The organism is Burkholderia sp. AU15512 (assembly GCF_002223325.1).
Classification (GTDB): domain Bacteria; phylum Pseudomonadota; class Gammaproteobacteria; order Burkholderiales; family Burkholderiaceae; genus Burkholderia.
In genome coordinates this window covers 1,441,228-1,463,416 of sequence record NZ_NKEX01000003.1, presented here as the reverse complement: position 1 = coordinate 1,463,416, position 22,189 = coordinate 1,441,228, and the positions used below count along the sequence as shown (strand labels likewise).

The following is a 22,189-nucleotide window of genomic DNA, read 5'->3' as shown; positions in this document are numbered from 1 at the left end:
ATGCGTCACTTCGACTTCTGCGAACCGATCTCGCGATCCCACTTCTGGAACGCGGCAACCATTGCCTGCGCGTTGAGCGGCTGCACGTGCGGGCGCTCCGCGAGCAGCTTCGCGTACTCGGGGCGGCCGAATTTCTTGATCACTTCCTGGCTGTGCGCGGGCGCCATCTCGAGCGTCACGCCCTTTACCGCCGGGCCCGGATAGAAGTAGCCGTCGTCGTAGGTCATCGCCTGTTGCGCCGGTTCGAGCAGGAAATTCATCAGCTTGAACAGCACGTCGAGCTTTTCCTTCGGCACGCCCTTCGGGATCACCATGTAGTGCGCGTCGTTGACCCACGTCATGTTGTCGAAGGCCTGGACCTTGAATTCCGCCGGCACGATGCCGAGCGCGCGCGGGTTGAGATCCCAGCCGGTGACGGTCACGGTCATGTCGCGCGTGCCCTCGCCGAGCTCCTTCATCACCGCCGACGTGCCGCCCGGGTAGTACGGCACGCAGTCGTTCAGCGACTTCAGGAACGCCCAGGTCTTGTCCCAGCCGTTGATCGGATCCTGCGGATTCTTGTCGCCGAGCACGTACGGCAGCCCCATCAGGAACGTGCGGCCGGGGCCCGAGTTCGCCGGGCGCGCATAGATCAGCTTGTTCGGGTGCGCCTTGCACCACGCGAGCAGCTGATCGGGCGTCTTCGGCGGGTCGCTGACCTTCGCCGGGTTGTATTCGAGCAGCGGGCCGGCCGGCATGTAGGTAACTTCGAGGCCGTAGCCCTGCGCGAGATCCTGCATCTTGCGCGGGCCGGGCGCGTATTTGTCGAGCACGCCGGGGAGCGCGGCCGCGTCGTCGGGCAGCAGCTTCTGCCACAGGTTCTGCTCGATGCCGGCGGCCAGCGCGTCGGTGCCCGTCAGCACGAGGTCGATGTCGGCGCGCCCCGCCGCCTGCATCGCCTTGATCTTGCCCGGCAACTGCGGCGCGGGCGCGTTCGTGAACGTGACGTTCGAGACGAGGTTCGGGTTCTTGTCCTTGAAGGCTTCGATGGCCTTCTGCGTGAGCTGCAGGTTGCCCGCGACATCGACGATGTTCAGCGAGACGGGGGCGGCGACGGCGGCCGTGGCAGACAGCGTGAAGCCCACGGCGAGTGCGATCCGGCGGACACGGCGAGCGATCGGGGTGGCGTTCATGTCTCCTCACTTCGGTCGGTGGATGGGACCTTTCTTTTCAGGAAATCATGACGGCGTTATACGATGTCGGTCAACAAAAAACCACGGCGCGCGGGGCGGGACTTTCCCTGACAAATGCCTTCCGTTTATTGAGGATTTGTGTGCCGACCGATGCTGGGGCGTCGTGCCGGGTCGATTGTGCCGCGTGTTAAGACGTCGTATCTCGGCGATCGGCGAAATGGAATCGGTTCGAGGCCGCATTGCGACGCGACGGTGACGGCGCGCGCGCCGGGCACCCGGTCGGGCGCGGCGCGCGAAAGGCGGGAATATTCGGTCAGTCAGGCCGTGCCGAGAGCGGCCACTTCTTCGATCAACCGCTCTGCATCCCGCCACTCGCCATACCCCGACGCCGGGTTCAGGTGGCCGACCTCCCCCAGATCGACGAGCTGGCTGCCCCACCCGGCCGCCAGCGCCTCGATGCGTTCGAAACCCGCGAGCGGATCGTTGCGGCTCGCGGCGACGATGCTCGGAAACGGCAGCCGTCCGGTCGGTATCGGCGTCCAGCCGTTCGCGGCGATCGCCTCGGGCGCCGGATAACCGGCAGGCATCGGCGACTCGAGATCGGCCGGCGCCGCGAGCAGCGCGCCGTGGATCTGGCGCGTGGCCTGCCGTGCCCAGTGCGCCGTGATCATCACGCCCGCGCTGTGCGCGACGAGGATCACCGGGCCGTCGATCCCGGCCAGCGCCGCATCGAGCGCCGCGACGCGTGCGGCGCGGCTCAGCTTGTCGGCTTCGAGCGGCGCGACGGCGCGTGCGTTCGGCAGGCGCCGTTCGAGGTGCGTCTGCCAGTGGTCTTCGACGTGATCGCGCAAGCCGGGCACGATCAGGATGGTGGGGGTGGTCGTCAGGGTCATGCTGTCTCCGAAACGTTCAGGAAAGGTGGGACGCGCGCCGTTCGCGTTCGACGCGGGCGAGGTCGGCCACATAGCTCGCGCGTCCGATCGCGAACAGCACGGCGGCCATGAGCGGCACGACGGGAATCCATTGCAGCGCGCCGACGAGGCCGGCGCGATCGGCGACCCACCCCGTCAGCAGCGGGCCCGGCGCCATGCCGAGCAGGTTGTTGGCGAGCGTGAGCGTCGCGAACGCCGACGCGTGGATCGCGGCCGGCGTCAGGTTCGCGACCATCGCGCCCGATGCACCGGACGCACCCGCGCCGACCAGCATCCCCGCGCAGATCAGCGCGAGCTGCAGCGGCCCGGGCGGCAGCCGGAACGCCATCGCGAGGCACACGCCCGTGAGGACGCAATACGCGATCGCGGTCAGCCACTTGCGCTTGCCGTCGATCTTGCCGACGCGGTCGGTGACGATCCCGCAGCCGACCATCCCGACGCCCGCGAGCAGCACGAAGCCGGCCGCGAGCACCGCCGCGCGGTCGGGCGCCATCGCGTAGTAGCGGTTCAGGTAGCTCGGCAGCCACGCGAACAGCGCACCCGGCACGAACAGGTGCAGCCCGCTGCCGAGGTACGCGCAGATCACCGAACGCGATGCGAACAGCCCCGACATCAGCGCACGCACGTTGCCGCGCAGGTCGCGCGGCGCGCCGGTGACGCGCCGGCACGGTTCGATCCGATACGCGGCGAGCCGCCGTTCGGTCACGACGCAGCGATACGCGACGAGCAGCACGATGCCGAGCGCGGCCATCACGCCGAACGACCAGCGCCAGCCGAGATGCGCACCGACCAGCCCGCCGAGCGCCATCCCGAACACGGAGCCGAATGCGCCGCCGGCCATGAACGCGCCGGTCAGCGTCGCGCGCAGCCGTGCCGGAAAGATGCTGAGGATCAGCGCGACGCCGACGCTGCCGTACGCGGCTTCGCCGAGCCCGACGAGGCCGCGCGCGACGAGCATCTCCGCGTAATTCGTCGACAGCGCGCAGCCGAGCGTCGCGATGCTCCACAACGCGGCCATCAGCACGATGCTGCGCACGCGCCCGAAGCGGTCGGCGAGTACCGACAGCGGGAACGTCAGCAGCCCGACCAGCAGCGCGACGACGCCGGACAGCGAACCGAGCTGCGTGTCCGACAGCCCCCACGCGTGCTTGAGCAACGGGAATACGGCATTGAGCACCTGCCGCGACATGTAGTCCGACAGCAGCAGGCCGACGGTCAGCCCGAACACGAGCCACGCATACGCGGGCGCGCGCCGGCCGGCGGCGGCGATGTCCTGTATCGACGGCTCGACTTGATGGATCAGCATGCGTGTCTCCTCCGGCGCCGGAGGTCGTGCTCCGGCGCGGCTTGCGTGGCCCCGCTCCGTGGCCCGGAGTCAGCCCCCGCGCCGTGCGCGGGGATGGGTGCCACGCCACAACGGTCGGCGGGCGGCGGCCGTGGCGACCGCCTGCCCGGGTGCGCGGCGCGTCAGGCGGCCCGCAGCGGCACGTTCACCTGGCCGGAGCGGCGGTTCGGCGCCATCCCGAGGTGCGCGAGCGTCTCGTCGATGCCGTCGTACTGCACGCCGATCCGGTAGATCGCCTTCGCCTCCTTGCCGGTGGCGATGTCGCGGCCGAGTTCGCGCGCGATCCGCACGCACTGCTCGACCTGTTGCACCGACGTCATCCGGTTGCCCTTCTGGTCGATGATCGTGTCCTCGATCCCGCAGCGCGGATGCAGGCCCAGCGCCATCGCGACCGTGTTGATCGGCAGCACGTTCTTCATCAGCGATTCGAGCGTGATGCACGCGCCGTCCGGGCAGCGCCGCACGAATTCCATGAAGTTGTACGGATTCGGGCCGTCGAAGCCGCCGCCGATCCCGACCCACGTGACGTTCAGCGGGCCGCGATAGACGCCGCGGCGGATGATCCGTTCGAGCGTTTCCAGCGCGTGCATGCCGGTGAGCTGGAAATGCGGCTGGATGCCGGCCGCCTGCAGGCGGCGCAGGTGTTCGTCGACCCAGCCCGGGCCGGCCGGCACGGTCATCTCGCGGTACGCGTCCCAGTACGCGGCTTCGTTCAACGACGTGCCGGCGATGTCCTGGCGGTTCATCAGCTCGGTGATGTTCATCTGCACGGTGTTGATCGCGACCGTCACCTGGTCGGGCTTCGGCGTCAATTCGGCAAGCATGTGGCGCGTGTCGTCGGACAGCCATTTCGCGTCGGCGCCCTCGCCTTCCGGCGCGAACGAGATCGAGCCGCCCACCTGCAGGATCATGTCGGGCACCGCATCGCGCAGCCGGCCGAGCAGCTCGTTGAACTTCGACAGCCGCTTGCTGCCCTTGCCGTCGAGCTCGCGCACATGCATGTGCAGCACCGTCGCGCCCGCGTTGTAGCAGTCGACGGCCTTCTGCACGTGCTCGTCCATCGTCACCGGAATGTCTTCCGGAAAATCGGCCGGCATCCATTCGGGGCCGTACGGCGCGACCGTGATGACCACCTTGTCCTGGTTTTCCGGGTGCAGCGAATCGTCGAGAAATTGCATGTCGTCCTCCAGTGGAAATCGTTGTATTGCGGGCGCACGGGCGTGCGTATCCCGCCGCGCCGGGCGGCGGGCCCGGCGCGTTGCATGGGGTTTCAGAGATGGGCTACGGTGTTGGCGGGCTCAGACCGGCACGTCGCCGACGATGCCCGCGCGCTCCATCTGGCGTACGCACGGCGGGTAGTCCATCACCGCGTAGTGCTGGGTGCTGCGGTTGTCCCAGATCGCGACGCTGTGCTTCTTCCAGCGCCAGCGCACCTGGTACTCGGGGATGTACGCCTGGCTGATCAGGTATTGCAGCAACTGGCCGGCGCCGGGATTCGCGTCCTGCCCGACCCGCACGCGCGCCGGCGTGTGGAAGTTCGTGAAATGCGTGGTGAACGCATTCACGTACAGCACCTTCTCGCCCGTTTCGGGATGCGTGCGCACGACCGGATGCTCGGCGTCCGGGTACTGCGCCTTGAGCGCGAGGCGCTTGTCGATCGGCATCGCCGCGCCGAAGCTCGCCTCGATGCTGTGGCGCGCGCGCAAGTCGTCGATCTGCTGCTTCACGTGGTCAGGCAGGCGCTCGTAGGCGAGCACCATGTTCGCCCACATCGTGTCGCCGCCAACCGGCGGACCGTCGATGCAGCGCAGCACGCAGCCGAACGGCGGCGCCACGCGCCAGCTCGCATCGCTGTGCCACGCATTCTCGTAGCGGTCGTTCGGCTGGTCGGGCGACTTGTAGATCCGCACGAGCCCCGGATGCTCGGGATCGCTGCCGGCCACCGGATGATCCTCGAGCTCGCCGAAGCGCCGCGCGAACGCGACGTGCTCGGCGCGCGTGATGTCCTGGTCGCGCAGGAACAGCACGCGATGGCGAAGCAGCTGCCCGCGGATCTCGGCGAACAGGCCGTCGTCGTGCACGGCGTCGGCGAGGCTCACATCCAGCAGTTCCGCGCCGATCGCGCAGGTCAGGGGTTCGACTCGCATGCGCGTCTCCTCAGACGATGAACACCGACGAACCGGTCGTCTTGCGCGATTCGAGATCGCGATGCGCCTGCGCGGCGTCCTGCAGCGCGTAGCGCTGGTTGATCTCGATCCGGATCCGGCCGGCCGCGACGTGCGCGAACAGTTCGCCGGCCAGGTCGTTCTTCTCGGCCGGATCGGCGATGTAGTCGGCCAGCGCCGGGCGCGTCAGGTATAGCGAGCCTTTCATCGCGAGGCGCTGCGGATCGAACGGCGGGATCGGGCCCGACGCGGTGCCGACGCACACCATCAGCCCGCGCCGCTTCAGCGAATCGAGCGAGCCTTCGAAGGTGTCCTTGCCGACGCTGTCGAACACGACGTCGACGCCCGCGCCGTCCGTCAGTTCGCGCACGCGCTTCGCGACGTCCTCGCGGCTGTAGTCGATCGTGTGGTCGCAACCGTGTGCGCGGGCGATTTCGGCCTTGTGCTCGCTGGAGACGGTGCCGATCACCGTGAGCCCGAGCAGCTTCGCCCATTGCGACACGATCAGCCCGACGCCGCCGGCGGCCGCGTGCAGCAGGATCGTGTCGCCCGGCGCGAATGCATGGATGCGGCGCAGCAGGTAGGCCGACGTCAGGCCGCGCATCGTCATCGCCGCGGCCGTTTCGCACGTGATGCCGGCCGGCAGCCGCACGAGCGGCGCGGCGGGAATCAGCCGTTCGGTGCTGTATGCGCCGAGCGTGTTCAGGAAGCCCGTGTAGGTCACGCGGTCGCCGACGGCGACGTGCGTCACGCCGGGGCCGACCGCTTCGACCACGCCGGCCGCCTCGACGCCGAGGCCGGCAGGCAGCGGCACCGGATAAAGGCCGCTGCGGAAGTACGTGTCGGCGAAATTCAGGCCGACCGCGTCGTGCCGCAGGCGCACCTGGCCGTGGCCCGGGTCGCCGACCTCGACTTCCTCCCAGCGCAGGACCTCGGGGCCGCCGGTTTCGTGGAATCGCACTGCATGTGCCATGGTGTTCTCCGTAAGGTGTCAGTCGGATGCGCGCCGCGCATCGTCGGGTTCGTTCGGTTCGTTCGCGCGTGGTGGGGTCGCGGCTGCGCCGTCCGCCAGCGATGCATCCAGTCCGGCCCAGTCCGCGTCGCCGAGATAGCGCCGCGCGGCCGGGAAAATCACGCCTTCCATCCGCCCCATCTGCTCGAACGCGCCGTGCGCGTAGCGGGCGAACGCCGTGTCGAACGCGGCCGACGGCAGCCCTTCCGCGGCGATCCGCATGAGCGCATCGAGCGCTTGCGCATCGCGCTGCCGCTGGCGGTCGAGTTCGTCCAGTTCGGCCGCGACGCACTCCGCACGGATGCGCAATGCCGCGAACAGGCGCGCTTCGGCGGCCGTGCCGAACCGGGCGCGCTGAAGCACGGCGAGCGATGTCAGCGCCTCCTGCGTGTCGGCCGCTTGCCGCTGCGGCGCGTCCATATTTGCGGGTACGCCGGTCGTCATCAACGCACGCAGCCACCCTTCGACCGCACGATGCGCATCGAGGCAACGCGCCATCACGCGCGCCTCGGCCGGCGTGCGCCGCGACGTGCACACGAGCACCGGCACGCCGCTCGTCGCGAGCAGGTGCTGCCGTTGCGCGCAGGCCGCCGCATCGGCCTCGTGCGGCAGCGCCGCGACGCCGATCAGGTCGCAGCCGAGTTCGGCCGCCAGCGCACCGGGCGCTGCGTCGCCGGCCCCCGGATGGCCGGCGCCCGGATGACCGGCCCCCGCGATCGCATGAGACAACCCCTGTGCCCGCGCGGCGGCTTCCACTTTCGCACCGTGCTCCGGCAGCCGCGCTCCGGATAAACGCGAGTCCGGTGCGGCGCCGGTCAGCATGAACGTGACCCGGGCGCCGACCGCACGCGCCAGTTCGAGCGCATGGCCGATCGCGTCGATGCCGCCGGGCGAGCCGTCGACCGTCACGAGCAGATGGCGGTACATCGTGCCGCTCCGCTTATCCGGCGAGCGGCGCGCTGCGCCGCGTGCCGGTCGATACGATCTTCATGGGTGGGTTCCTCGCGGTGTTCGTCTTGCATCGGAACCCATGCTATCGATGCGGCGCCGGTGCGGCCCCACTCGTCGCGGGGGGGATTGACGCGCGAATGCGGTTCGGCCGATCCTTCCCCCACACCCACCCCGGACGCTGGCCCCCACGGCACCGCCGGAATCCGACTGCTGCCCCGATGGCCCACCCACCCGATCGCGCCGACGCGCCTCCCACCGAACTGGTCCTGAAGACGACCGCGCCGCGCGTGCCGGCGCAGTTGCTGGCCCGCGCGCGGCTGAGCCTTGCCGCACCCGCTTTCGACGGCCGGCCGGTCACGCTGGTGCAGGCGCCGGCCGGTTACGGCAAGACGTCGCTGCTCGCGCAATGGCGCCGCGAAACCCTCGCGCTCGGCCGTGCGGTCGTATGGCTGTCGGCCGACGAGCGCGACGATGCGGCGCGGTTGCTGCAAGGGCTCGTGCAGGCGGTGCGGACCGGTTGTGCACGGCCCGGCTTCGGGCGCCTGATCCCGATGGGCGCGGCCGACGCGGCGCGCGCGCTGGAGGGCGTGACCGCGTGGCTGGCCGAGGTCGCGCAACTGTCGATCGATGCGCTGCTGATCGTCGACGATGCGGAGCGGTTGCCGCCCGCCGGCCTCGATGCGCTGACCTACGTGCTGCACAACGCGCCGCAAAACCTGCATGTCGTGGTTGCCGCGCGGCGCGGGCTCGATCACGTGGCCGGCGACCTGCTCGCCGGCGGGCAGTGCACGCTCGCGGGCCCCGACTGGCTGCGCTTCACGCTCGACGAGACGATCGCGCTGGTCGGCGCGCGCTTTGCGCAGCGGGTCGACGCCGACGCGTGCGCGCGGCTGTTCGAGCGCGTCGACGGCTGGCCGCTCGGCCTGCAGCTCGCGATGGCCGCGATGGCGCGCTCGGCCGACCCGCGCCAGGCGGTCGACGCACTCGCCGCCCGCGTGGACGGCACACGCGACCGCCTCGTCGAGCTGCTGCTCGCGAACCTGTCTGCCGACGACACTGCGTTCCTGACGCGCACGAGCGTCGCCGATCGCCTGCATCCGTCGCTGTGCGCGGCGCTGCTCGACGACGCAGGCGCACCCGGCCGTCTCGCCCGGCTCGCACGCGACACGCCGCTGTTCATTGCGTCGGACGATTCGGACTGGTGCCGGCTGCATCCACTCGTGCGCGACACGCTGCGCGACCGCCTGGCCGCGGGCTCCGACGCCGAGCGCAGCGCGCTGCATGCGCGGGCGGCTGCGTGGCTCGACGCGCACGGGATGACCGAGGAAGCCGCCCGTCACGCGTATGCGGCCGGCCAGTTCGAGGTGGCGTACGCGCTCGCGCAGCGTTGCCTCGAGGATGCGATCAAGCAGGGCCGCATCAACGACGTGCTCGACTGGCTCGCGCTGCTGCCCGATGCGGAGCTCGACAAGCGCCCGACGCTGCGCGTCGCGGTGGCCTGGGCGCTGGCGCTCGGCGAGCGCCATGTCGAAGCGCAACGCCAGATCGCGGGCATCCTCGCGGATCCCGGCACGCCCGCGGCGATGCGCTACGAGTGCGCGCTGATCCTCAGCGCGGCCGCGTATTACGCCGACGAAATCGACCGCTTCGTCGAGCTGTTCGAACCGTGGGCCGACTTCACGCCGCCGGCGGCGACTTGGCTCGCGCAAATGCATGCGAACCGGCTGTCGGCGCGCGCGATCATCGTCGGCGAACCGGCGCAGGCGCGCCGCTTCCAGCACGCGGCGCCGCGCGGCGAGACGGCGGCCGGGTTCGGCTACGTCGCACGCTGGGGCGAGCTGATCACGGGCCTGAGCTACCTGCGCGAGGGCCAGGTGCGGCTGGCCGACGACGCGTTGTCGCCGGCGCTGGCGCGTGCGGAAGCCGATCTCGGGCGCCGCCATCCGCTCACCTGCATGCTCGCGGCGATGTGCGCGGCGCTCGCGTACGAGGCCGACCGTGTCGACCAGGCTGCCGCGCTGCTCGCGAACCGGCTCGACGTGCTCGAACATGCGGGCACGCCCGACACCGTGCTGCTCGGCTATCGCACCGCCGCGCGCATCGCGCTGCTGCGCGGCGTCGAGCACCGCGCGATCGACCTGCTCGAAGCGCTCGACGCGATGGGTGTCGCGCGCCGCCTGCCGCGCCTGTCGGTCGCGAGCCTCGCCGAACAGGTGCGCATTCATGCGGCGCGTTATCGCGAGGCGACCTGCCACGCGCTCGTCGAGCGGATCGATGCGATCGCCGCGGCCGAGTTTCCGTCGCACGGGCCGTTGTGGCGGCGCCCCGTCGTGCTGCTGCAGGCCACCGCGCACGCGGGTGCCGCGCTGGCCGCGCGCCGCTGGGACGATGCAAGCGCGGCGCTCGACGAAGCCGCCGTGCTGGCCCGCGAAATGAGCATGGGGCAGGCGCGCATCGAGATCATGGCGCTCAGCGCGTTCGCGCGCGAGCAATCGGGCGGCGGCGGCCGCGCGTTGCTCGACGAAGCGATGAACCTCGCGGACCTGTTCGGGCTGACGCGCACGCTCGCCGACGCGCATCCGGCCATCGCCGACTGGGCGCGCCGCGCCGGCGACGAAGCGGCCGCCGGCACCGGCCCCGCGCGGCACGCGCTGCCGCTGCCACGCATCGTGCCGCCCGCCCCGCGCGCCGCGGCCAGCCCGCGCGCGGTGCCGAGCGTCGTGCTGACGCCGAAGGAGCGCGCGATTCTCGAACTGCTTGCGCGCAACCTGTCTAACAAGGAGATCGCGGTGGCGCTCGCCGTCGGCGAGGAAACCGTGAAGTGGCACCTGAAGAACCTGTTCGGCAAGCTCGACGCCAGCTCGCGCAAGCACGCGGTGCGCCGCGCGCTGGTGCTCGGCCTGCTCGAAAGCGCGCCCTGACGTCGTAACGCCGGTTTCGCCAGCCGGGCGCATCGTCGCGCCCGCTTTCCTCCGATTCTCCGCAACCCTGCCCCCCGCGCATGGGGGGGAGCGGCCGCCCGCCGTTGCGTAGTCTTTCCGCACGGCTCATGCGGGCGTGGCCTATCACACCTTCCCGCCAGCCTCTCTGCTCCACCCGGACGGGCTCGATCCCGTCCGGTCCAATACGACCCTGGAGACTTCGATGAAGACGAAACTGGCCGCGCTCGCGGCGCTTGCCGGCTGCTCGGCGCTCGCGCAGGCCCAATCCTCCGTCACGCTCTACGGCGTGATCGACTCGGGCCTGCTGTACCAGAGCACGTCGGCGGCATCGTTCAGCCCGACCGCGCCGAACACGGGCAAGGTGTTCCGCATGAAGGACGGCGGCATCTACTCGAGCTTCTGGGGCATCAAGGGCAGCGAGGACATCGGCGGCGGCTACAAGGTCAACTTCAAGCTGCAGGGCTCGTTCGACAGCGGCAGCGGCAAGCTGCAGCTGAGCGATACGCCGGGCGCCGTCGCGATCTTCAACCAGGTCGCGTCGCTCGGCGTGTCGGGCCCGTTCGGCACGTTCACGGCCGGCCGCCAGATCGTGCCGATGATCTACGCGATGGCCGACACCGACGTGCGCAACGCGCAGTTCTTCGGCAGCGTGCTGATCGCGTGGCTCGGCCTGAACACGGCGGCCGGCTGGTCGGGGACGAGCACCAACGCAGCGATCGGCGCGCTGTACGACAGCAATGCGCTCGTCTACCAGTCGCCGACCTTCGCGGGTGCGTCGATCGCGCTCGAATACGCGCCGGGCGGCGTGGCCGGGCAGTTCCAGGGCGGCACGCGCGAGTCGGTCGTGCTCAGGTATGCGAACGATGGGCTGAACGCTTCGGCCGCCTACTACAACGGCCACGACACGAGCCCGGCGCCGGGCGTCGCGCCGACCGGCGTCGACAACAACCGCTTCATCTACGTCGGCGCGAAATACACGATCCACGATTTCTCGGTGTCGGCGTCGTACGGCAACGGCAGGAATCCGTCGCATGCGGACAAGGTGAACCTCGACATGCTGTCGGCCGGCCTCGGCTATCGCTTCACGCCCGCGCTGCAGGTGACGTCCGCGGTGTATTACCTGAAGGACCGCAACGTCTCGGCGAACAAGTCGACGGCGGTCGTGCTGGCGGCCGACTACAGCCTGTCGAAGCGGACGATGGTCTATGCGCAGATCGGCCACGTGAACAACCGCGGCACGATGGACCAGATGCTCGTGTACGGGCAGCCGGTTGCGCCGGGCGTCGGCACGACGGCCGCGATGATCGGGCTGCGGCACAACTTCTGATCTCTGCCGGCGGCGGCTCCCGGCAGTGTGGTGGCCACCCTCGGCATCGATCGCCGGGATCGGCTACAGTGGGCGTTTTCGGCGCGCTCCGCCCTGCCGTCTCGCCATCGACCGTGGCGCGTGCGGCAGCAGGAACGGGGCGCGGATCCTTCACTTCGACGAGCGACCCTCCATGTCCGACCTGTCCGCCTTCCCGATCACGCAAAAGTGGCCGGCCCAGCATCCCGACCGTCTCCAGCTCTACTCGCTGCCGACGCCGAACGGCGTCAAGGTGTCGATCATGCTCGAGGAAACCGGCCTGCCGTACGAGCCGCACCTCGTGCGCTTCGACACGAACGACCAGCTGTCGCCCGCGTTCCTGTCGCTGAACCCGAACAACAAGATCCCGGCGATCATCGATCCGAACGGCCCGGACGGCAAGCCGCTGCCGCTGTTCGAATCGGGCGCGATCCTGATCTATCTCGCGGACAAGACGGGCCAGCTGATCCCGAAGGATCTCGCGGGCCGCTACGAGACGATCCAGTGGGTGATGTTCCAGATGGGCGGCATCGGGCCGATGTTCGGCCAGGTCGGGTTCTTCCACAAGTTCGTCGGCCGCGACTACGAGGACAAGCGTCCGCGTGATCGTTATGTCGACGAGTCCAAGCGCCTGCTTGGCGTGCTCGACGCGCATCTCGCGAATCGGCAATGGGTGATGGGCGATACCTATACGATCGCCGACATCGCGATTTTCCCGTGGGTGCGGAACCTCGTTGGCTTCTACGAAGCGGGCGACCTGGTCGGCTTCAGCGAATTCCGGAACGTCAAGCGGGTGCTCGATGCGTTCGTTGCGCGGCCGGCTGTCGAGCGTGGGCTCAATATTCCGGCACGAGGCTGATGGGTTAAGCGGGTGCACACCGTGCAGGCCGCGATCTGAAAAAACCCGCCGCATTGCGCGGCGGGTTTTTTATTTGAAGGTCTTCGCGAATTTTCCGGGAGCGCCGTGAAGAGTGTCGTTGTTCGGCGCGGCGGCGAACGTTCGAGTTGCCGAGGTAGCGGTGCCAGTTACGCCAGCGCGTCACGTGGGCCACCGCCACGACGGATCGGACAGGTGTTCCGCAAAGTAATCGGACAGCGCAGCCACCTTGGCCGGACGGGCACGCGCGGACGGCGTGACGAAGTAAAGGCCGCCCTTCGTCAACGACCAGTCGGTCAGGAGCGCTTCGAGGCGGCCATCGGCCAGATATTCGCCGGCGATGAATTCGGGCAGTTCTGCAATCGCGAGGCCATCGAGCAGCGTGGGCAGCAACGCATCGGCATTCGTCACGCGCAGCGGCCCGGTCGGCATGACCGGTTCCTCCTCACCCGCGCCGTTCGTGAACCGCCACACATCGCCGCGTGCGCGATAGGCATAGGAAAGGCACGGCCGATCCACCAGTTCGCGCGGATGGGCGGGCCGCCCTTCCCGCTCCAGATACGCCGGCGACGCCACCACGAACTGGGTGACCGCGCACAGCCGGCGCGCGACCAGCGAGGAATCCGGCAGCGCGGCGATGCGCAGCGCGGCGTCAAAACCGTCGGCGACCAGATCGACCGACGCATCGGAAAGATGCAAGTCGATCGACACCTCGGGATACGCGCGAAAGAAGCCGGGTAACAGCGGCGCAACCCAGCGCAGCCCGAACGACATCGGCACGGCGAGCCGCACCAATCCGCGCGGCTGCGACGACATCTCGCGCGCGGCGTTTTCCGCCTCCTCGGCCCGACGATAGATCTCGCCGGCCGTCTCGCAAATGGTCCGGCCGAACTCGGTCAGCGCGAGCTGCCGCGACGTGCGATTGAAGAGCCGCGCACCCAGCCGGTCCTCCAGACGGGCGACGCCCCGCGAGACCGTCGCGACGGACACCCCCATCGCACGCGCCGCCGCCGCGAACGATCCTTCCTCGGCGACCTTCGCGAACATCGCGAGTCCTTCGAAATCCGGCAGCTTGGCCATCGCCCCTCATCTTTTCATTTATGCAACGTTAGGTTGCAATCAATTCTATTTCGAAATGATCGGGGCGTCGATATTCTCCTCACATCGCAGCACGCAACACCGAACGCAGTCCCACTTATCGAATGCAAGGAGAAGCAAAATGGCACGCAAACTCGACAGCAAGATCGCCCTCGTGACCGGCGCAACCAGCGGCATCGGTCTCGCCACCGCCCAACGCTTCGCGGCGGAAGGCGCGCACGTCTACCTCACCGGGCGCCGTCAGGCCGAACTCGATGCCGCCGTGAAAGGCATCCAGGCAGCGGGCGGGAACGCGACCGGCGTCCGTGTCGACTCCACGAAGCTCGATGAGCTCGACGCGCTGTACGCGCAGATCAAGGAAGAACAGGGGCGCCTCGACGTGCTGTTCGCGAACGCCGGCGGCGGTTCGATGCTGCCGCTCGGCGACATCACCGAAGCACACTACGACGACACCTTCGATCGCAACGTGAAGGGCGTGTTGTTCACGGTGCAAAAAGCGCTGCCGCTGCTCGCCGAGGGCGCATCGGTGATTCTCACCGGTTCGACCGCCGGCAGCGCCGGCACCTCTGCCTTCAGCGTGTATTCGGCGTCGAAAGCCGCGGTGCGCGCCTTCGCACGCAGCTGGATTCTCGACCTGAAGGACCGCCGCGTCCGCGTGAACACGATCAGCCCGGGGGCGACCCGCACGCCCGGCCTGCTCGACCTCGCCGGTGACGATGCCGCCCAGCGCCAGGGTCTTGCCGATTACCTGGCGGCCCAGATCCCGATGGGGCGCCTCGGCGAACCGGGCGAGATCGCGAGTGCCGCGCTGTTCCTCGCCTCGGAAGACGCGAGCTTCGTGAACGGCGTCGAGCTGTTCGTCGATGGCGGCCAGCAGCAGATTTAAGCATTGCGCCGGGCGCGGATGCGATCGTCGATGATCGAGCCCGCGCCCGGCGCGTACGCGCATTTGAACCCGGACACCTCATGATCGAACATCGATCGTTTCAGTTGCTTGGCGCGACCCGCAGCGACTGGCGCGACACGCGGATGCATTTCCGCGTCGGCGCCTGCGGACGCCCCGATCATGGTTCGCTCGGCGCGCTCTACGCGTGGAACGACGAAGCGTTGGCTCCGCATGCCGCATTTGGCCTAGACGCTCACCGGAACGTCGAGATCGTGACCTGGGTGCGCTCGGGCGCGATCACGTTCGAAGATGACGCGGGCAATCGCACACGGCTGGTCGCCGATTCCATGCAGGTGATGCATGCCGGCGCCGCTATCCACCTTGCCGAGCGCAACGAGGAGAACGTCGCTGCGCGGCTGTTCCGGATCTGGCTGCATCCACGCACGCCCGGCGGCACGCCGCGTTCGGCGACGCGAACCTGTTCGCGCGAATGTCGCGAAGGCCGCTTCGTCACGCTGGCGAGCGGCGATCCCGATGACGTGTGCGCGGGTGCGCTGTCCATCCACGCCGACGCGCGCGTGCGCATCGCGACGTTACGCCAAGGCACGACGGTGCATCACGTGTTGCCGGGGTCAGGCGTGGCGTATCTGATTGCAGATCATGGCCGGCTCGATGTCGGCGAAGTCCGGCTCGCGCCGCGCGACGGGGTTGCCGTTCGCGACGAAGCGCGGCTCACGTTGGTGGCACGAGACGACACCGATGTCGTGATGGTCGAGCTGTTGCGGTAAGGGAGCCGTACCTTCGGGCTCGACCGCAACGACATGCTTCAATGGTTGCGCGTCGTACGAAAAGCTCGGTTGGGTCGCTTTATGGGCCGTTTTGCGGTGAGGGGCAGACGTGGATTCCGCGTGACGGGGTGTCCGCCACGGGGCGGCAAGCGGCGTCCACGTAAGTCATGACGATTTTTTTGCCTGCCTCGTGCGTTCGCCTCACGCATGCTCCGGCGCTACTTCCCCTCCGCCCCTTTCGACGCCCCGTCTCCCAGCCCCGTCAGCAACTTTCCCAGCAGTTCAGACAACTGCGCCTGTTCTGCATCCGACAACACAGCCAGCAACTCCCGCTGATTGTCGATATGCGCGACAACCGCTTCATCGATCAACGCGCGGCCAGCCTCCGTCAGCGCCACAAGCGTCCCACGCCCATCCGCCGGGTTCGGCCGGCGCTCCACCCACCCGGCCTTCTGCAGCCGGTCGATGCGCGCGGTCATCCCGCCCGACGACATCATCAGCGCGTCGTACAGCGCCGTCGGCGTCAGCGCGAACGGCGGCCCGCCGCGCCGCAGCGTGGCCAGCACGTCGAATTCGCCCGGCTGCATCCCGTAGCGCGCGAACAGCGGATTGAGACGGTCGCGCGCGATCACGAGCGCCGCTTCCTGCAGCCGCCCCATCACCACCATCGACGACGCGTCGAGATCCGGGCGCTCGGCGCGCCATTGTGCGAGCGCATGCGCGGCTCGATCCATTAACCCTCCTCGGCTCACCAGTTATCTTGACGTCGAGATAAGTCAGCATTTATCTTGATGTCGAGATACTTTACATGAAAAGCGCGCGGCACCTCCCCGGAGGCGGCCGCGCACCGATATCGAGGGCCTTGCAATGAATCGCTTCACTTCCCCCGGATGGCGGCTTGCCGCCATCGTCCTCGTCGGGCTGAACCTGCGGCCGGCGCTCGCCGCGGTCGGCCCGCTGCTCGACATGATCCAGCGCGCGACCGGCATCAGTGACGGCGCGGCCAGCCTGCTGACGACGATCCCGATCCTGCTGATGGGCCTTGGCGCACTGAGTGCGCGGCGCCTGCAGCGCCTGACCGGCATCGCGGGCGGCGTCTGGCTCGGCGTCGCGTTGATCGGGCTCGCCTGCGTGTCGCGCATCGGCGCGCAGCATGCGTGGCTGCTGCTCGCGAGCGCGTGCTGCGCGGGCGTCGGGATCGCGATGGTGCAGGCGCTGCTGCCCGGCTTCGTGAAGGCGCATTTCGCGACGCGGATCGGCGGTGCGATGGGCGTCTATTCGACGTCGATCATGGGCGGCGCCGTGCTCGCGAGCGTCGTCGCGCCGTTCGCCGCGGCCCAGTGGGGCTGGCTCCCCGCGCTCGCGGGCTGGGCGCTGCCGGCCGGGGTGGCCGCGCTGGCGTGGCCGCTGGCCAGTCGCGGCGGCGACGCGCTCGCCGCCGGGCCGACGTCGGCGTCGAACGCGCAGCCGTCGCGCTCGCCGCGCGCGTGGCGGCTCGCGCTGTTCTTCGGCATCGCGACGGGCGCGTACACGCTCGTGCTCGCGTGGCTGCCGCCGTACTACATGCGGCTCGGCTGGTCGCCGACGGCGGCCGGCAGCCTGCTCGGCGGCGTGACGCTCGCGGAAGTCGTCGCGGGGCTGACGATCTCCGCGACGATCGACCGCCTGCCAGACCGCCGGCCCGCGCTGCATGCGGCGATCGCGTCGCTGTTCGTCGGCTTGCTGGTGATGCTGGCCGCACCGGAAGCGCTCGCGCTGCCGGCCGCGCTGCTGATGGGCGCGGGGATCGGCGCGCTGTTTCCGCTGTCGCTGATCGTCACCGTCGACCATGCGGCGACGCCGGCCGACGCCGCATCGCTGACGGGGTTCGTGCAGGGCATCGGCTACCTGATCGCCGGCTTGTTTCCGTTCGCGGCGGGCGTCGTGCGCCAACACCTCGCGGATCTGACGCCCGCGTGGATCGCGATGGCCTGCCTGTGTGTCGCGCTGTTCGCGCTGGCGGCGGGGTTTGCGCCGAAGCGGGTGCTGCACGCGGCGCGTGCGTGATCAGCCTGCGCTCGCGTACAGCGTCGAATCCGCGAACCCTTCGGCGTCGAGCACGCGCCCGATCAGGATCAGCGCGGTGCGCTCGATCTGCGTGCCCTGCACCTTGCCGACGATGTCGGCGAGCGTGCCGGTCACACGTTCTTCATCCGGCCAGCTCGCGCGATAGATCACCGCGACCGGGCAATCGGCACCGTAATGCGGCAGCACCTCGTCGACGATGCGGGCGAGATGGCGCACGCCGAGATGGATCGCGAGCGTCGCGCGGTGCGCGGCGAGCGAGCCGAGCGCTTCGCCTTCCGGCATCGTCGTCTTGCCCGCGAAGCGCGTGAGGATCACCGTCTGCGCGACACCGGGCAGCGTCAGCTCGACGCCGAGCGTCGCCGCGCACGCGGCCGTGGCTGTGACGCCGGGTACGATTTCATACGGAATCCCGAGCGCTTTCAAGCGGCGAATCTGCTCGCCGATCGCACCGTACAGCGACGGGTCGCCCGAATGCACGCGCGCGACGTCCTGCCCCTTCGCGTGCGCGCCGGCGAGCAGCGCGACGATGGCGTCGAGGTCGAGTTCGGCGGTATTGACGACCTGCTCGGCGCGATGGCCGTCGAGCACGGCCGCCGGCACGAGCGAACCCGCATACAGGATCACCGGGCACGTGCGCACGAGGCGCTGGCCCTTCACCGTGATCAGCTCCGGGTCGCCGGGGCCCGCGCCGATGAAATACACCGTCATCGAAAAATCTCCGTCAATTCATGGGATGACCGGCCGTGCGGCGTCATGCGCGCGCGGCCGGATCGAGCGCGTCGATGAGCGCCGTGGCCGAATCGAACGCGCGGTCGGCGTCAGGCAGCGGCGGTCGGCGCAGCATCACGACCGGCACCCTGCGTTCGCGCGCGACCTCGAGCTTGGCTTCCGTGGCCGTGCCGCCGCTGTTCTTGCTGACGACGACGTCGATGCCCATCAGCGCGAACAGCGCGCGCTCGCCGTCGAGCGTGAATGGCCCGCGCGCGGCGACGATCTGCGCGCGGGCATTGCCGGGATGCGCGTCGAGGCAGCGCACGAGCCAGAACTGGTGCGGCGGGATCGCGTCGAGATGCGCGAGCGGTTCGCGGCCGAGCGTGAACAGCGGCCGCCTGAACGGCGCGAGCGCGGCCTCGATGCCGGCCCAGTCGTCGACCATGCGCCAGTCGTCGCCGGGTTGCGGCACCCACGGCGCGCGGCGCAGCGCCCACAGCGGCACGCCCGCTTCACGCGCCGCGGCGGCGGCATTCGCGCTGATTTGCGCCGCGTACGGATGGGTCGCATCGATCACGAGGCCGATACCGGCGTCGCGCAGATAGGCGGTCAGCCCGGCCGCGCCGCCGAAACCGCCGACGCGCACGTCGCAGCGCAGGTCGTCCGGTACCTTGCCGAGGCCGGCCAGGCTATAGACGTGACGGGACCCAAGCGCGCGCGCGATCTTCAGTGCGTCGCCGGTGCCGCCGAGCAGCAGGATGCGCGTGCTCATCGCGCCTCCCCGACGAAGCGGCCCTGCCGGTCGATCGCGAACATCTCGACCGCGACCGACGGCGGCACGATGTCGCGTGCGACGCGCAACGCCTGTGCACAGACGAGATCGCCGAGCGGCACGCCGTCGGCGTGCGCGAGCTTCAGCGCTTCCTGGCTCGTGTTCGCGGCGCGCATCGCGGCCTGCAGCGCATCGCTTGCGCCGGCCTCGGCCGCCCACTGCGCGAGCAGCGGCAGGTCGATGCTCGAATGGCGGCTGTGCAGGTCGAGATGGCCGGCCGCGAGCTTGCTGAGCTTGCCGAAGCCGCCGCACATCGACAGCCGCGCGACCGGCGCGCGCCGCAGGTGCTTGAGCACTGCGCCCGCGAAATCGCCCATCTCGATCAGCGCCATGTCGGGCAGGTGATAGTGCGCGCGCATCGCGTCTTCGCTCGCGTTGCCCGTGCACGCGGCGATGTGTGCGATGCCGTTCGCCCGCGCGACGTCGATGCCCTGGTGGATCGACGCGATATAGGCCGAGCACGAGAATGGCCGCACGATGCCGGTCGTGCCGAGGATCGACAGCCCGCCGACGATGCCGAGGCGCGGGTTCATCGTCTTCAGCGCGAGCGCTTCACCGCCCTCGACGCCGATCGTCACGTCGAAGCCGCCCGCATAGCCGTGCTCGGCCGCCAGTGCGTCCAGGTGCGTCGTCATCATCTGGCGCGGCACCGGGTTGATCGCCGGTTCGCCGACCGCCAGCGTCAGCCCCGCGCGCGTGACCGTGCCGACGCCCGGCCCCGCATGAAACCGCACGCCGGGCACCGCCGCGAGCGCGACGCGCGCGAAGATCAGCGCGCCGTGCGTGACGTCCGGATCGTCGCCGGCATCCTTGATCGTGCCGGCTTCCGCACCGTCGGCGGTGGCCCGGCAGAACGCGAGCCGCATCATCACGCGCTGCCCCTTCGGCAGCACGATCTCGACCGCGTCGGCCGCACTACCCGCGAGCAGCAGCCGCGCGGCGGCGAGCGACGTCGCGGTCGCGCAGCTGCCGGTCGTATAGCCGAAGCGTAGCGGCGCGGGCTGTTCGGGGGTCTCGTCGCGCATCACGCGTCCGTTGCGTTCGTCGTGGCCGACGAGGCGGATATGTCGGCCGCGTCGGGCTTGCGCACGTCGTACAGCGTGACCGGCAACGGTTGTCGCCACGTATCGAAGCGGCCGAGCGGCTCGGCGTGTGCGAGCGACACGCGCGTGAGCGTGCCGCCGTGCACCTCGCGCCAGGCGGCGAGCGTCATCTCGCCCTGCAGCGTGACCGCGTTCGCGACCAGCCGGCCGCCGGGCTTCAGCGTTGCCCAGCACGCGTCGAGCACGCCGGGCGCGGTCGCCCCGCCGCCGATGAAGATCGCGTCGGGCACGGCGAGCCCCGCGAGCGCATCGGGCGCGCGGCCCGCGACGAGCTGCAGGCCCGGCACGCCGAGCGCGTCGCGGTTGTGCTCGATGAAGCGCTGCCGTTCCGCATGCGCTTCGATCGCGATCGCCTGGCATGACGGATGCGCGCGCATCCATTCGATGCCGATCGAGCCGCTGCCGGCGCCGACGTCCCACAGCAGCTCGCCGGGCGCGGGCGCGAGACGCCCGAGCGTCATCGCGCGCAGGTCGCGCTTGGTGAGCTGGCCGTCGTGACGGTATGCATCGTCGGGCAGGCCGGGTGTAAGTGCGCGGCGCGGCGCGTCGGGGCCGGCCTGGCAGTCGAGCGCGACCAGGTTGAGCGCGGCCGTTTCGTCGATGCGCCAGTCCTGCGCGAGAGCGTCGAGACGCCGCTCGAGCGGGCCGCCCAGATGTTCGAACACGCTGATGCGCGTCAGCCCGAAGCCGCGTGCGACGAGTTCGGCCGCGACGGCGGCCGGTGTGCGGCCGTCGGCGCTCAGCACGAACAGGCGGCGCCCGGGCAGCAGGTGGCGCGCGAGCGTCGCCAGCGGCCGGCCGACGAGCGAGACCGCGCCGATATCCTGCAACGCCCAGCCGAGGCGCGCGGCCGCGAGCGACAGCGACGACGGCGCGGGCAGTACGCGCCATTCGTCGGGGGAAAGCTGGCGCGCGAGCGTGGCACCGACACCGAACAGCATCGGGTCGCCGCTGGCGAGCACGCAGACGGGCGACGCGCGCCGCGCCAGCACGCCCGCGAGATCGAACGGCGACGGCCACGTTTCGCGCGCGGCCGGCAGCCGCGCGGGCAGCATGTCGAGATGCCGCTTCGCGCCGACGACGAGCGTCGCGTCGAGCAGCGCGCGCCGCGCGCTGCGTCCGAGCCCCGCGTAACCGTCGTCGCCGATGCCCACTACCGTCAGCCACGCCGTCATGCACCCTTCCCCATCGTTCGATTTCCTACCGTGTGTTGCGATGCGCGGCGGCTGGGCCGTCGCGCGTTGATTCGTTGATGATCCCGATCCGCTCCCGCGCCGTGCTTGTCGCACGCCTGCCGGTGCGATACGGCCACGACATCAGCCGAGCGGCACGCCGACGACAAACGTCAGCAAGGCCAGAACCATCCCGCCGATCGACGCGATCAGCAGCCAGCCGAGCAGCAGCCACATCAGCGGCCGCGCCCCGCTTTTCCTGTACAGGAACGTGCCGCCCGCCACGATCGGCACGCCGAGACCGGCGAGCCCGACATTCTTCGGCCACTCGGCCGACGGCGCAAGCGGGATCAGTATGCACGCGAGCAGCATCCAGGCCGGGATGGCCAGCAGGCCCAGCGCGATGCCCATGCCGAACAGCTCCGTCCTGCCGAGTGTCATCGCGGATGCCGGCGGTCGCCGGTCTAATGTCGAGCCGCCAATCGTACCATTTGCGAGATAGAGCAAAACCGGCTGAAACTACGCTGTGACGCGGTTGCGCGGCATATCGACAATGCCGGATCGTCTCGAAAATCGGGTATCCTACGGCCGTTCGTTCGCCGGTGCCCCTCGGGGCCGAAGAGGGAACACAGGGCGCGCCACGCGCCGCTGTGGCTGCCCCCGCAACTGTAGACAGCGAGCCGATCTCCCCCTCATGCCACTGGTTCCACCGGGAAGGCCGGGAGCCGGCGCCGACCTGTCAGCCAGGAGACCTGCCGGCCAGAAAGTGCGTGCGTGCCAGTCGGCGTCGG

At 69.8% G+C, this 22,189-nt stretch carries 20 protein-coding genes and 1 riboswitch; of the genes, 6 read left to right on the top strand and 14 right to left on the bottom strand.

All coding sequences use genetic code 11. From position 1 onward, the window contains the following. Positions 1–5 precede the first annotated feature (5 nt). The 7 genes from CFB43_RS09390 to CFB43_RS09360 all read right to left on the bottom strand — a co-directional run bounded on the left by CFB43_RS09390 (position 6) and on the right by CFB43_RS09360 (position 7,553). A complete protein-coding gene (locus CFB43_RS09390; RefSeq protein WP_089494869.1) occupies positions 6–1,172 on the bottom strand; it encodes an ABC transporter substrate-binding protein in 1,167 nt (388 codons plus the stop codon). Between the two features lie 317 nt (positions 1,173–1,489). After that, positions 1,490–2,065: an RBBP9/YdeN family alpha/beta hydrolase gene (locus CFB43_RS09385; protein WP_089494868.1), complete on the bottom strand. Its 576-nt coding sequence runs from the start codon at positions 2,063–2,065 to the stop codon at positions 1,490–1,492. Between the two features lie 16 nt (positions 2,066–2,081). Beyond that, positions 2,082–3,410, bottom strand: coding sequence for an MFS transporter (locus CFB43_RS09380; RefSeq protein ID WP_089494867.1), 1,329 nt, complete (start codon positions 3,408–3,410; stop codon positions 2,082–2,084). Positions 3,411–3,571: 161 nt separating this feature from the next. Next, positions 3,572–4,627, bottom strand: a complete 1,056-nt coding sequence (locus CFB43_RS09375) for a 3-keto-5-aminohexanoate cleavage protein (RefSeq protein WP_089494866.1) — start codon at positions 4,625–4,627, stop codon at positions 3,572–3,574. A gap of 120 nt (positions 4,628–4,747) precedes the next feature. Beyond that, positions 4,748–5,596 (bottom strand): TauD/TfdA dioxygenase family protein, encoded by an 849-nt coding sequence (locus CFB43_RS09370; RefSeq protein ID WP_089494865.1) that lies wholly within the window; start codon positions 5,594–5,596, stop codon positions 4,748–4,750. A 10-nt stretch (positions 5,597–5,606) separates the two neighbouring features. Further along, complete coding sequence (locus tag CFB43_RS09365) at positions 5,607–6,587, bottom strand: quinone oxidoreductase family protein (protein ID WP_089494864.1); 981 nt, start codon at positions 6,585–6,587, stop codon at positions 5,607–5,609. An 18-nt stretch (positions 6,588–6,605) separates the two neighbouring features. Next, positions 6,606–7,553, bottom strand: a complete 948-nt coding sequence (locus tag CFB43_RS09360; RefSeq protein ID WP_089494863.1) for a universal stress protein — start codon at positions 7,551–7,553, stop codon at positions 6,606–6,608. Between the two features lie 242 nt (positions 7,554–7,795). Here CFB43_RS09360 and CFB43_RS09355 point away from each other — a divergent pair, with 242 nt between their 5' ends. The 3 genes from CFB43_RS09355 to CFB43_RS09345 all read left to right on the top strand — a co-directional run bounded on the left by CFB43_RS09355 (position 7,796) and on the right by CFB43_RS09345 (position 12,723). After that, positions 7,796–10,498 carry a LuxR C-terminal-related transcriptional regulator gene (locus tag CFB43_RS09355; RefSeq protein ID WP_089494862.1) on the top strand — a complete coding sequence of 901 codons (2,703 nt, stop codon included), beginning with the start codon at positions 7,796–7,798 and terminating at the stop codon, positions 10,496–10,498. Positions 10,499–10,721: 223 nt separating this feature from the next. Continuing rightward, positions 10,722–11,846, top strand: coding sequence for a porin (locus CFB43_RS09350; RefSeq protein WP_089494861.1), 1,125 nt, complete (start codon positions 10,722–10,724; stop codon positions 11,844–11,846). Between the two features lie 172 nt (positions 11,847–12,018). Then, positions 12,019–12,723, top strand: a complete 705-nt coding sequence (locus tag CFB43_RS09345) for a glutathione binding-like protein (protein ID WP_089494860.1) — start codon at positions 12,019–12,021, stop codon at positions 12,721–12,723. A gap of 180 nt (positions 12,724–12,903) precedes the next feature. Here the strand turns inward: CFB43_RS09345 and CFB43_RS09340 are convergent, their stop codons facing one another. Next, positions 12,904–13,821 (bottom strand): LysR family transcriptional regulator, encoded by a 918-nt coding sequence (locus CFB43_RS09340; protein WP_089494859.1) that lies wholly within the window; start codon positions 13,819–13,821, stop codon positions 12,904–12,906. A gap of 139 nt (positions 13,822–13,960) precedes the next feature. Between CFB43_RS09340 and CFB43_RS09335 the strand changes: the two genes are divergently transcribed. Beyond that, positions 13,961–14,725 (top strand): SDR family NAD(P)-dependent oxidoreductase, encoded by a 765-nt coding sequence (locus CFB43_RS09335; protein WP_089494858.1) that lies wholly within the window; start codon positions 13,961–13,963, stop codon positions 14,723–14,725. A gap of 80 nt (positions 14,726–14,805) precedes the next feature. After that, positions 14,806–15,513 (top strand): pirin family protein, encoded by a 708-nt coding sequence (locus CFB43_RS09330; protein ID WP_089494857.1) that lies wholly within the window; start codon positions 14,806–14,808, stop codon positions 15,511–15,513. A 218-nt stretch (positions 15,514–15,731) separates the two neighbouring features. On the opposite strand, the gene CFB43_RS09325 is transcribed toward CFB43_RS09330, so the two are convergent. Then, entirely contained in the window at positions 15,732–16,247 is a 516-nt protein-coding gene (locus tag CFB43_RS09325) for a MarR family winged helix-turn-helix transcriptional regulator (RefSeq protein WP_089494856.1), read from the bottom strand. A 133-nt stretch (positions 16,248–16,380) separates the two neighbouring features. On the opposite strand from CFB43_RS09325, the gene CFB43_RS09320 reads away from it, so the two are divergent. Continuing rightward, the gene (locus CFB43_RS09320; RefSeq protein ID WP_089494855.1) at positions 16,381–17,559 is read left to right on the top strand and encodes an MFS transporter; all 1,179 of its coding nucleotides are present in this window, start codon (positions 16,381–16,383) and stop codon (positions 17,557–17,559) included. On the opposite strand, the gene cobM is transcribed toward CFB43_RS09320, so the two are convergent. The 5 genes from cobM to CFB43_RS09295 form a co-directional block, all read right to left on the bottom strand. Beyond that, positions 17,560–18,288: a precorrin-4 C(11)-methyltransferase gene (gene cobM / locus CFB43_RS09315; protein WP_089494854.1), complete on the bottom strand. Its 729-nt coding sequence runs from the start codon at positions 18,286–18,288 to the stop codon at positions 17,560–17,562. Positions 18,289–18,331: 43 nt separating this feature from the next. Then, a complete protein-coding gene (locus CFB43_RS09310) occupies positions 18,332–19,063 on the bottom strand; it encodes a cobalt-precorrin-6A reductase (RefSeq protein WP_089494853.1) in 732 nt (243 codons plus the stop codon). Beyond that, positions 19,060–20,148: a cobalt-precorrin-5B (C(1))-methyltransferase gene (locus CFB43_RS09305; RefSeq protein ID WP_089494852.1), complete on the bottom strand. Its 1,089-nt coding sequence runs from the start codon at positions 20,146–20,148 to the stop codon at positions 19,060–19,062. Before CFB43_RS09305 ends, CFB43_RS09310 begins: the two co-directional genes overlap by 4 nt. Continuing rightward, a complete protein-coding gene (cbiE, locus tag CFB43_RS09300) occupies positions 20,148–21,401 on the bottom strand; it encodes a precorrin-6y C5,15-methyltransferase (decarboxylating) subunit CbiE (protein ID WP_089494851.1) in 1,254 nt (417 codons plus the stop codon). Before cbiE ends, CFB43_RS09305 begins: the two co-directional genes overlap by 1 nt. Before the next feature lie 141 nt (positions 21,402–21,542). Next, entirely contained in the window at positions 21,543–21,809 is a 267-nt protein-coding gene (locus CFB43_RS09295) for a hypothetical protein (protein ID WP_089494850.1), read from the bottom strand. Between the two features lie 172 nt (positions 21,810–21,981). After that, positions 21,982–22,172, top strand: a riboswitch (cobalamin riboswitch). The last annotated feature ends 17 nt before the right edge of the window (positions 22,173–22,189 follow it).